We start from the raw sequence: 11,471 nt of genomic DNA, 5'->3' as shown, positions 1-11,471 counted from the left end.
ACGCTTCGGTCAGAGTCCACACGAATTACTTGGTTGATTAATTAAAGAGAGCAAAGGGTCTCGACCGACCCGCTGAATTAGCGCGACAGATTGTTGAGTCTGGCAAGGCGCGGATGGAGCGAATACGGGAGCGTACATGAGTACGTGACCGACTGAGCGAGAGCCGCAACGCAGTCCAGGCACAATAAGATGGTGTGATAATTGGGTCTGTAGCTCAGTTGGTTAGAGCGCACCCCTGATAAGGGTGAGGTCGGTGGTTCAACTCCACCCAGACCCACCAAAATCGTTCATCTCGGCGTTATCGAATGACTTGCATAGCAGGCTATGCGGCGACATCCGATGCCTTGATCTGAACGATTTCCGAGTACGACTCTAGAGTCAGAAACGAACGCGGATGCGCCGGACAGATTTTGGTAATCTAGGCGCAGCGTAAGCGAGTTAAGGAGTGACCAAGGGGTCATGACTGACGCGAGCGAGGGCTGCAACGACGAGTAACAAAAGCTGGACAAGCAGACGGGGCTATAGCTCAGCTGGGAGAGCGCCTGCCTTGCACGCAGGAGGTCAGCAGTTCGATCCTGCTTAGCTCCACCATTATACAGATGGTTCGAATAACCTGAAAATCCTGAATTCCCTGGCTTCGGTCAGTGTACAGAAAAAAGTGTTTCAGTTTAGCGTCCGCTAAGTCTGAAGGTCTTCTTTCTGATCACTGGGTCAGATTTGCTCTTTAACAAATTGGATGAGATAGAACACGAATACTTTTCTCTACGGTCTTTGAGGAAAGTGTTCAAGTGATAACGATTTTTTCAAGCGTTATCCGGTGTTGTCGTTGAAGTGGTTGTTTATAACTTCGAGTGACTATCTCTAGTGTTCCTGGAACACGCTGTCTAACTTCGGTTAGTCGGCCGTGATCTTGTGGCAGTAGAGTCAGTTGTCTTGGGGTTATATAGTCAAGCAACTAAGCGCATACGGTGGATGCCTAGGCAGTCAGAGGCGATGAAAGACGTGGAAGCCTGCGATAAGGTTCGGGGAGCTGGCAAACGAGCTGTGATCCGGACATTTCTGAATGGGGAAACCCACCCGATCTAGGTCGGGTATCTTACACTGAATACATAGGTGTAAGAGGCGAACCGGGAGAACTGAAACATCTAAGTACCCCGAGGAAAAGAAATCAACCGAGATTCCCTAAGTAGCGGCGAGCGAACGGGGACTAGCCCTTAAGCTAGACAACGGGTAGGAGAAGGCTCTGGAAAGTGCCGCCATAGTGGGTGATAGCCCTGTATCCGAAACCTGAGTCTAGTGAAATCGAGTAGGACGGGGCACGAGAAACCTTGTCTGAATATGGGGGGACCATCCTCCAAGGCTAAATACTCCTGACTGACCGATAGTGAACCAGTACCGTGAGGGAAAGGCGAAAAGAACCCCTGTGAGGGGAGTGAAATAGATCCTGAAACCGTATGCGTACAAGCAGTCGGAGCAGACTTGTTCTGTGACGGCGTACCTTTTGTATAATGGGTCAGCGACTTATGTTCAGTGGCGAGGTTAACCGTTTAGGGGAGCCGTAGGGAAACCGAGTCTGAATAGGGCGAATGAGTCGCTGGGCATAGACCCGAAACCGGGCGATCTATCCATGAGCAGGTTGAAGGTTGAGTAACATCAACTGGAGGACCGAACCCACTGTCGTTGAAAAGCCAGGGGATGACTTGTGGATCGGAGTGAAAGGCTAATCAAGCCCGGAGATAGCTGGTTCTCCCCGAAAGCTATTTAGGTAGCGCCTCGGACGAATACCACAGGGGGTAGAGCACTGTTTCGGCTAGGGGGTCATCCCGACTTACCAACCCGATGCAAACTCCGAATACCTGTGAGTACTATCCGGGAGACACACGGCGGGTGCTAACGTCCGTCGTGAAGAGGGAAACAACCCAGACCGCCAGCTAAGGTCCCAAAATTCCAGTTAAGTGGGAAACGATGTGGGAAGGCTCAGACAGCTAGGAGGTTGGCTTAGAAGCAGCCATCCTTTAAAGAAAGCGTAATAGCTCACTAGTCGAGTCGGCCTGCGCGGAAGATGTAACGGGGCTCAAACTGGATACCGAAGCTGCGGCTGCATACTTTGTATGCGGGGTAGGGGAGCGTTCTGTAAGCCTGCGAAGGTGAGTTGAGAAGCTTGCTGGAGGTATCAGAAGTGCGAATGCTGACATGAGTAACGACAATGCGAGTGAAAAACTCGCACGCCGGAAGACCAAGGGTTCCTGCGCAACGCTAATCGGCGCAGGGTGAGTCGGCCCCTAAGGTGAGACCGAAAGGTGTAATCGATGGGAGACGGGTTAATATTCCCGTACCTTGAATCACTGCGATGGAGAGACGGAGAAGGCTAGGTAAGCCGGGCGACGGTCGTCCCGGTTTAAGCGTGTAGGGAGGGGACTTAGGCAAATCCGGGTCCTCAATTCTGAGACGTGATGACGACTGCCCATGTGGCGGGAAGTTATTGATGCCATGCTTCCAGGAAAATCTTCTAAGCTTCAGGTGATTTGAGACCGTACCCCAAACCGACACAGGTGGTCAGGTAGAGAATACCAAGGCGCTTGAGAGAACTCGGGTAAAGGAACTAGGCAAAATGGTGCCGTAACTTCGGGAGAAGGCACGCTGGTGGTATGTGACACCCCTTGCGGGTTGAGCGGAAGCCAGTCGAAGATACCAGGCCCCTGCGACTGTTTATTAAAAACACAGCACTGTGCAAACACGAAAGTGGACGTATACGGTGTGACGCCTGCCCGGTGCCGGAAGGTTAATTGATGGGGTTAGCATTCGTGCGAAGCTCTTGATCGAAGCCCCGGTAAACGGCGGCCGTAACTATAACGGTCCTAAGGTAGCGAAATTCCTTGTCGGGTAAGTTCCGACCTGCACGAATGGCGTAACGATGGGGGCGCTGTCTCTACCCGAGACTCAGTGAAATTGAAATCGCCGTGAAGATGCGGTGTATCCGCGGCTAGACGGAAAGACCCCGTGAACCTTTACTATAGCTTCACAGTGAACTTTGAACATGTTTGTGTAGGATAGCTGGGAGGCATTGAAGCGTGAACGCCAGTTTGCGTGGAGCCAACCTTGAAATACCAGCCTGGCATGTTTGAGGTTCTAACTTGGTCCCCTTATCGGGGATGAGGACACTGTGTGGTGGGTAGTTTGACTGGGGCGGTCTCCTCCTAAAGCGTAACGGAGGAGCACAAAGGTGGGCTAAGTACGGTCGGACATCGTACGGTTAGTGTAATGGCACAAGCCCGCTTGACTGCGAGACAGACACGTCGAGCAGGTACGAAAGTAGGTCATAGTGATCCGGTGGTTCTGTATGGAAGGGCCATCGCTCAACGGATAAAAGGTACTCCGGGGATAACAGGCTGATACCGCCCAAGAGTTCACATCGACGGCGGTGTTTGGCACCTCGATGTCGGCTCATCACATCCTGGGGCTGAAGCCGGTCCCAAGGGTATGGCTGTTCGCCATTTAAAGTGGTACGCGAGCTGGGTTTAGAACGTCGTGAGACAGTTCGGTCCCTATCTGCCGTGGACGTTGGAGATTTGAGGAAAGCTGCTCCTAGTACGAGAGGACCGGAGTGGACGAACCTCTGGTGTTCGGGTTGTCACGCCAGTGGCATTGCCCGGTAGCTATGTTCGGATAGGATAACCGCTGAAAGCATCTAAGCGGGAAGCCCCTTCCAAGATGAGATCTCCCTGGGCCCTAGAGGCCCCTGAAGAGCCGTTCAAGACCAGGACGTTGATAGGTCGGGTGTGTAAGCGCTGCGAGGCGTTGAGCTAACCGATACTAATTGCTCGTGCGGCTTGACTATATAACACCCAAGACAATTGCGGATATCGCAACGAAAAAATCGCTATCGCGGCCCACAAAGCCAATGTTCTATCTCATCCCCCAGTGATCAACCGTTTTGTCTGACGACCATAGCGGCCTGGTACCACCTGATCCCATCCCGAACTCAGAAGTGAAACAGGCCTGCGCCGATGGTAGTGTGGTTCGCCCATGTGAGAGTAGGTCATCGTCAGACTCTTATTGCTAAATGCCCCGATAGCGTAAGCCGTCGGGGCTTTTTTTTTGCCTGGAAAAAGACGAAACCCGCCAGAAACAGGGGACGGATTTTAAATCCGTCCCCGCTTTGCCTTGCCCCCGCTTCCCTAAGGGACAGATTTGAAATCTGTCCCTTAGGGAAGTCTGTCCCAGGCTAAATCTCTCGCGGGCTTTGAATTACTGCAGATCTAATGTTTAGAGCACGATGCCCATCAAAACGTGGAAGCTATCGAAGTCATCCACGACCAAATAGCTCAGTTTACCGAAAGCAGCGGGGCGTAGAGTGCTTGCCACCTACCGACCTATTTTAAAAGTTTATTCACCATAGCGCGCAGAGCAGCCGGTTTTACGGGCTTATAAAGCACATGATAGCCGCGGTCTGTCGCGTCATCTCTTACCTCTTGTGCCATATAGCCGGTAATCAGGATGCCGGGCAGGCGTTTGTCCAGAGCTACGCGCAGCGTGTCCATGGCGTCCAGACCGTTCTTGTCGTCGTCTAGCTGATAGTCGGCAAGCAGAATGTCTGGAATGTCCACGCCCAGTTTTGTCATGGCGTCGTCCAGGCTTTCCGCAGCTGTTATCTGGCATTGCCAGTTGCTCAGCAGCGCCACCATACCCTGAAGAATAGCGGCATCGTTATCAATACACAGCAGATGGCGGCCCTTCAGACTGGATACTCGCCGAGCCGGACAATGAGCTTGTAGCGGCAGGGGTGTTACCTCCTCGGCGGCCATTCTGGGCACCGTAATACTGAAAACACTGCCACGACTCTGCCGCGACTGAACCGTCACCGGATGATTGAGCATACCGCTGATGCGGTCGACGATGGCAAGGCCAAGGCCTAGACCTTTCTTGTCGCGTCCATGCTGGAAACGGCGGAACTCTTCAAAAATCTGGGTCAGCTGATCGTCTGGAATGCCTGGCCCTGTGTCCCAGACTTCAATGCGCAGGTAACCATCCAGGCGACGACAGCCCAGCAGGATGCGGCCCTCGGGTGTATAACGTATGGCATTGGACAGAAAATTTTGGATCACCCGGCGCAAAAGCTTAGCATCTGAGCGGATCCAGGCGGAGCTGGGTACGACATCCAGTTCAAGGTCCTGGTCTTTGGCGATGGCAGAAAAATCGTTTGCCAGCCGGCGGATGATATCGCTAACCGGAAACACGCTGATATCCGGCTCCAGAGCACCGGCATCCAGTTTGGAGATATCTAGCAGAGTACTGATAATTTCTTCGGCCGCACCCAGGGAACTGTCGATGTGTTCGACCAATTGCTGGCACTCGGCACTTTGGGCTTTACCTTGTAGGGCAGAGGTAAACAGGCGTGCGGCATTTAAAGGTTGAAGCAGGTCGTGGCTGGCTGACGCGAGAAAGCGGGTTTTACCGTGATTGGCTTGCTCGGCCACAGACTTGGCCTTGAGCATCTGCTCGTTGATCACCTGCAGTTCCTGGGTTCGCTCTTTGACCCGTTGTTCCAGATAGATATTGGTTTCTTTCAGCGCCTGTTCAGTGCGGCGCATGGGTGTTATATCCTGAAATGTCGTGACATAGCCGCCGCCGGGAATTGGCGCGCCTTCAATGCGGATAAACGTGCCATCGGGCCGCTGGAGCTCATAGGAAACACGCTGGCCTTGGGTCATGCTGACAATGCGTTCGGCAACGATTTCATCAATTTTGCGGGCCGACAGGTTTGCGTTAGTCAGGGTGTAGCGAAGCAGGTCGGCCGCTGGTCGTCCCAAGCGTACAAAACTCTTGGGGTAATTGAACAGTTCAATGTATAGATGATTCCACACCACCAGCTCCTGCTGATGATTCACCACCGACACGCCAAGGCTGAGGTTTTCAATGGCCGAATGCAGTAGCTCCCGGCTAAACGTCATCGCTTGTGAGGCCTCATCCACAATGCTGACGACGTCTTCAATCTGCATATCGCGACCGGTGAGGGTCGATTCCAAAACCACACGCGCGGTTGAGCCGCCGATAATCGATGCCAACTGGCGCTCTATGTACTTCATCAAATGTGTTGTTGCCGGCCGCTGTGGGTAAAGGCGGATGGCATTGCGGCGCTCGTAATTGCGAAACACCGTTTCTGCGCGCTCGTCGCCCATGAAGCGATCAGCCAGCGCCTGCAGATCGGAAGTCAGAATCTGGCCCTGCCAGGTTTGCTGGTGCGGAGTTTCGCCGCGCCCGTGAGCATCTTGAAAATAACTGGCAATCTGTATTTTTTCACGCACTCGTTGGCGGGTTAGTAAAGACAGCACAATATAAATCGCGGTGTTGGCCCCCAGGCTCCAGATTATACCGTGGCTAACCTGGTCCAGATCAGCACCAAACAGTGCCGTGGGTCGGGTCCAGCTCATGCCCCAGAGACCTTGCTGAACAAGCGTCTCGTTGATCCAGCCGGTGGATGCCAGTGCAGGTAAAAGCAGAGTGTAAAGCCATAGTAAAAAGCCTGTAAACAGGCCCCATACCGCGCCATTGTAGTTGCCACCGCGCCAGACGATTCCGCCCACCAACGCCGGTCCAAGTTGCGCCGCAGCAGCGAACGACAGTAACCCGAAGGCCGTTAAACTGGTGTCTTCGCCTGCCATCCGATAAAAGCCATACGCTGTTAGTAAAACAGCGCAGATTGCGATGCGGCGGATGCTAAGTAGCAGGTAACTCAGGTCCGCCTTGCGATTCATTCTGGGGCGAAAGAATTTCAACAAAGCTGGCATGATGATTTCGTTGCTGACCATGGTGGCGACTGCCACCGAGCACACAATCACCATCGCCGCCGCTGCGGAGCCGCCCCCCAGAAACGCCAGTACTGCAAGCCAGGTATTGCCGGCCAGTATGGGCAACTGAAGCGTCATAATGTCAGGGTTGTAGTTGGCGCTATCGGGTACGAGCAAGCTGGCAGCTGCAATCGGCAGTACAAAAGCGCTGGCGATGATCAGATAAATAGGCATAGCCCAGCGCGCGGTCTCGAAATCGCGGGGATCGCTGTTTTCAACCACCATAACGTGGAACTGCCGCGGCAGGCAGACAATGGCTACCCCGGCGACCAGGGTTTGGGTAATAAACGCGGTCAGATTCAGGTTTTGGGTTGTCAGCACTCCGATGAGATCGGCCGCGGCCACTCGCTGTGTAAGGTCGCCAAAACCATTGAAAAAACCAAACAGCACAAATAACCCAACCGCTGAAAACGCCACCAGTTTGATCACAGATTCAAACGCAACGGCTTGAATCATGCCGCGGTGATGTTCTGTTGATTCCAGATGGCGGGTACCAAATAAAATGGTAAACAGGGCCAGAGCCAACGTGATGTACCAGGCTGAATCGCTCCAGGCGGCGTTACTGAGTTCCTGTACGCCGCCCTGGGGGCTGGACAGCACCGCAAAGCCCATGGCGATGGCTTTTAACTGCAAGGCGATGTAGGGCACGCTGCCGATTAACGCAAAGGCGGCTATCATCGCTGCGAGCAACTGGGATTTTCCGTAGCGGGAAGCGATAAAGTCGGCTATGGAGGTGCTGCTGTTGCGCTTGCTGATATGAATGATGCGGCGCAACAGCGGTGCGGCGAACACGAACACCAGTAACGGCCCAAGATAGATGGGTAAAAATCCAAGACCTTCCTGGGTGGCGCGACCAACGGCGCCATAAAAGGTCCAGGAGGAAAAATACACTGCCAGAGACAGCGCGTAGATGTGAGTCCTGGCCAGGCGATGCCGGTATAGCCCCGGGTGGCGGTCGCCTGCCCAAGCCACAAAAAACAGCAGTGAAATGTAGGTGATGGAAATCAGAACCAGCAGCCAGGCGCTTATCATAACGTTCGCTATTCCAGGGCAATGGGGCGCTTGCAGGCCGACATAGGCGCCAGCGTGACGCGCCCTCTTTTCATCAGCGGCATACGGTAATCAGTAAGCGGTCGTCCGGTGTCAGTATCTTCATGTTATCAAGGCTAGGGCGGCCATCTGAGGCCAGTGGCACCAGCTCACGATCGGTGCAATTGAGTAGATGTACCCGGTGAGAGACGGAATCAGTCAGTTTTTGCTCGAAGCGGTACAGGGTGAAAAGAACAACATTGTCGTCATTGGCGTTGCGCTGCACGCTGTTGATATCCACCGTCGAGAACGCAGTGACATACGGAAACGCAAAGCTCCAGGGGCGCCAGAGCACGGCTTGGCTTTCAGTATTGACCACGACCGCTTCCGAAGGCAGCTGCGCCTGTTTAAAGTCGTACCAGGTGTACTCGCCCTGAATCAGATAAGCCATCATGCCGGCACCGGCAAAGGCAGGAATAATCCACTTAGGCAGGCGTTGGCGGGTTAGGGAGCGTAGCGCTAATGCGATCCCTGCAGCACCCAGGCCGCAGACAACGGTCGCAACAAGTGTCCAGAACATATGGTTTTCCTTAAAAAAAGAAACGGGCTCCTTTTTCAAGGAAGCCCGTTTGGTTTCAATTGCTCAATGTTACCACTGATTTAGCAAAAGCTTGTGTTAGTGGCCTTGAGCTTCGCCCGCACCGCGTGGGTAACGAACACTTTCTACCAGTTCCTGGATCTCGATGGGTGGCTCTTCAGTCGCGTGGGACAAACCGAAGGCTACCGTAAAGTTGACGACGGCACCAATCGCACCGATCGACAGTGGGGATATCCCGAATACCCAGTTTGCCGGGATATCGGCCAGGTTGTTGGTGCCCGGGATGAACAACCATCCTTTGTACACAAAGATGTACGTCAGGGTGAAGGCCAGACCGGCTAGCATACCGGCAATCGCGCCTTTGTTGTTCACTCGCTTGGAGAAGATCCCCATCATCAGAGCCGGAAAGAGTGACGCAGCTGCGATACCGAAGGCCAGTGCCACGACCTGAGCGGCGAACCCGGGAGGGTTGGCTCCCAGGTAGGTGGCCACCACTATGGCAACCGCCATGGATATCCTCGCGGCCAGCAACTCTCCCTTATCCGTAATGCCGGGGTTGATTGAGCCCTTTATCAGGTCGTGACTGACTGCCGAGGATATCGCCAGCAACAGCCCCGCCGCCGTTGACAGTGCCGCTGCCAGACCACCCGCGGCGATCAGTCCGATGACCCAGCCGGGCAGGTTGGCAATCTCCGGGTTGGCCAGTACCAGAATGTCCCGGTTCACCTCCATTTCGTTGCCATTCCAGCCACGGGATTGAGCGGTTTCTTCAAACGCCGGAGTGTCGTTGTAAAGCTGAATCCGGCCGTCCTGGTTCTTGTCTTCATAAGTGATCAGACCGGTCACTTCCCATGCCTTGACCCATTGCGGACGGTTATCGTACTCGATAGGAGCAGCCGCTGTACCATCAGGGTAGATGGTGGTCATCAGGTTCAATCGGGCCATGGAGGCCACGGCCGGTGCAGTCAGGTAGAGCAGGGCAATGAACACCAGTGCCCAGCCAGCAGACCAGCGCGCATCGGCAACCTTCGGAACCGTAAAGAAGCGGATGATGACGTGTGGCAGACCGGCCGTACCGATCATCAGTGTCAGGGTAAACAGAACCATGTTCAGCTTGTTGTCCACGTTCGCCGTGTACTCGTTGAAGCCAAGGTCGGTGATGACTTGATTCAGCTTGGTGAGAATCGGCAGCCCCGAGTCAATGTGGGTGGAGAACAGGCCCAGCGCCGGTATAGGGTTACCGGTCAGCTCCAGCGAGATAAACACCGCGGGGATGGTGTAGGCCATAATCAGAACGCAGTACTGAGCCACCTGAGTGTAGGTGATGCCCTTCATGCCGCCCATAACGGAGTAGCTGAAAATAACCACCGCTGCGATCATCAGACCGGTTGTAGAATCTACTTCGAGGAAGCGGGAAAAGGCCACGCCAGCACCGGCCATCTGGCCGATAACATAGGTCAGAGAGGCCACGATCAGGCAGATAACGGCGACCAAGCGCGCTTTATTACTGTAGAAGCGGTCACCGATGAACTCGGGCACGGTGAACTTGCCAAACTTCCTCAGGTAAGGAGCGAGCAGCATGGCAAGCAGCACATAGCCGCCGGTCCAGCCCATCAGGAAGGTGGAGTTGGCGTAACCACCCGCGGCAATCAGGCCCGCCATGGAGATGAAAGACGCCGCCGACATCCAGTCTGCACCGATCGCCATACCATTGGTGATCGGGTGAATGCCGCCACCGGCAACGTAGAAGTCACTTGTGCTACCGGCTCTCGCCCAGATAGCAATGCCGATGTAGAGTAGGAAGGAACCCCCTACGAAGATAAGATTAATCGCAAATTGGCTCATTGTTATTATTCCTCGCCTACGCCGAATTTTTCGTCAAGCTTGTTCATGCGCCAGGCATAGAAAAAGATCAAAACGATAAATGTGAGAATGGATCCTTGTTGGGCAAACCAAAAACCAAGATCGGTTCCGCCAACCGCGATGCCAGACAGCATGGGGCGAAGCAGAATGCCAAAACCGTATGAAACCAAAGCCCATATAATAAGGCTTCCGTAAATCAGGCGGAGGTTCGCCTTCCAGTACTGCTCAGCGTTTTCGCTATGACCTGACATAGAGTACTCCTGTTATTATTGTGGAGTTTGCGGTATTACCTCATTGACTTTGCTGCAATGCGAGCCTCAGTGATATTGGCAAAAGGTCTAAAATTCTGGATTTTGACGGGTTTACGGTTGAAATTTGAGAGCTGGCGCAGACGCTTCAGCTCGATATGGGCCATGGCTTTGCAAATGGCGCTGCTAAAACCGTTGCATATTTCTCAGGCGGCGCTGGTAACGCAATTTGTCGCTGAGTTGGGCCAGAGTGTGAATGCCCTGTTGTGCCGCTTTGTTGAGAGCAATTAGCGTGAGCTCGGCGGTTACCATGGCGTCAGCTGCCGCGTGATGGCGCGCACTGGCCTGCAAGCCAAAGGTATCAGCCCAGTTATCCAGGCCCTTGCGCTGCTTATTAGCGGTGGGGAAAAAGGCAGGCATTAGCTCCGCGACATCGAGCCAGATGTGGTTTTCGCCGTAGCCGAGTTCCGCTCGCAGTGTTTTTTCCAGAAACTTCTGATCAAACGCCGAATGATAGGCCAGAATCGGGTCGCCATTCATCCAGTCCAACAGGTGCAACAGAGCGTCTTCGGTTTCGTGGCCGGCGGTTAGCGCTTCGGGGCCAATACCGTGAATCAGTACCGTTTTACGAATATCCAGCTCTGGCCGGCGCAGTATTAGATCAAACTGGTCGTCCAGCGGCATGGCATTGTTGTTGATGGCCACGGCACCTATGGCGATCATCTGATCCTTGGCCGGGTTCAGCCCTGTGGTTTCCAGATCAAGCACGATTAATCGCGAAGTCACCAATGGCTGTTTGCCAATCGTTTTGGGGTTCGGCAGGTTGCCGATGTCTATACCGCCACGCTTTTTGCGCTCCAGCCACTGCTTCAGAAAGTCGATCAT

Annotated in this window: 5 protein-coding genes, 2 tRNA genes and 2 rRNA genes; 4 read left to right on the top strand and 5 right to left on the bottom strand. The window is 54.0% G+C overall.

What is annotated here, in order from left to right; genetic code table 11:
* Window positions 1-203 precede the first annotated feature (203 nt).
* The 4 genes from MELB17_RS15665 (at window position 204) to rrf (ending at window position 4,051) form a co-directional block, all read left to right on the top strand.
* Window positions 204-280, top strand: a tRNA-Ile gene (locus MELB17_RS15665).
* Window positions 281-515: 235 nt separating this feature from the next.
* A tRNA-Ala gene (locus MELB17_RS15660) sits at window positions 516-591 on the top strand.
* A gap of 354 nt (window positions 592-945) precedes the next feature.
* Window positions 946-3,838, top strand: a 23S ribosomal RNA gene (locus MELB17_RS15655).
* Window positions 3,839-3,937: 99 nt separating this feature from the next.
* Window positions 3,938-4,051: ribosomal RNA gene (gene rrf / locus MELB17_RS15650) — 5S ribosomal RNA — on the top strand.
* Window positions 4,052-4,373: 322 nt separating this feature from the next.
* Here the strand turns inward: rrf and MELB17_RS15645 are convergent.
* The 5 genes from MELB17_RS15645 to MELB17_RS15625 form a co-directional block, all read right to left on the bottom strand.
* Entirely contained in the window at window positions 4,374-7,880 is a 3,507-nt protein-coding gene (locus MELB17_RS15645) for a PAS domain-containing hybrid sensor histidine kinase/response regulator (RefSeq protein ID WP_007351270.1), read from the bottom strand.
* A 73-nt stretch (window positions 7,881-7,953) separates the two neighbouring features.
* Window positions 7,954-8,457 carry a hypothetical protein gene (locus MELB17_RS15640; RefSeq protein ID WP_007351269.1) on the bottom strand — a complete coding sequence of 168 codons (504 nt, stop codon included), beginning with the start codon at window positions 8,455-8,457 and terminating at the stop codon, window positions 7,954-7,956.
* Window positions 8,458-8,553: 96 nt separating this feature from the next.
* Window positions 8,554-10,320, bottom strand: coding sequence for a sodium:solute symporter family protein (locus tag MELB17_RS15635; RefSeq protein WP_007351268.1), 1,767 nt, complete (start codon window positions 10,318-10,320; stop codon window positions 8,554-8,556).
* Window positions 10,321-10,325: 5 nt separating this feature from the next.
* A complete protein-coding gene (locus MELB17_RS15630) occupies window positions 10,326-10,589 on the bottom strand; it encodes a DUF4212 domain-containing protein (RefSeq protein WP_007351267.1) in 264 nt (87 codons plus the stop codon).
* Between the two features lie 183 nt (window positions 10,590-10,772).
* A complete protein-coding gene (locus MELB17_RS15625) occupies window positions 10,773-11,471 on the bottom strand; it encodes a PolC-type DNA polymerase III (RefSeq protein WP_007351266.1) in 699 nt (232 codons plus the stop codon).

It is taken from the genome of Marinobacter sp. ELB17, assembly GCF_000169375.1.
Classification (GTDB): Bacteria; Pseudomonadota; Gammaproteobacteria; order Pseudomonadales; family Oleiphilaceae; genus Marinobacter.
The sequence above is the reverse complement of the archived record's forward strand: the minus strand, read 5'-3'. Positions and strand labels throughout refer to the sequence as shown.

Excerpts from the sequence above, each read along its gene's own strand:
- MELB17_RS15625 (WP_007351266.1), bottom strand. The coding sequence starts at position 11,471 with ATGATCGACTTTCTGAAGCAGTGGCTGGAGCGCAAAAAGCGTGGCGGT.
- MELB17_RS15630 (WP_007351267.1), bottom strand. The coding sequence starts at position 10,589 with ATGTCAGGTCATAGCGAAAACGCTGAGCAGTACTGGAAGGCGAACCTC.
- MELB17_RS15635 (WP_007351268.1), bottom strand. The coding sequence starts at position 10,320 with ATGAGCCAATTTGCGATTAATCTTATCTTCGTAGGGGGTTCCTTCCTA.
- MELB17_RS15640 (WP_007351269.1), bottom strand. The coding sequence starts at position 8,457 with ATGTTCTGGACACTTGTTGCGACCGTTGTCTGCGGCCTGGGTGCTGCA.
- MELB17_RS15645 (WP_007351270.1), bottom strand. The coding sequence starts at position 7,880 with ATGATAAGCGCCTGGCTGCTGGTTCTGATTTCCATCACCTACATTTCA.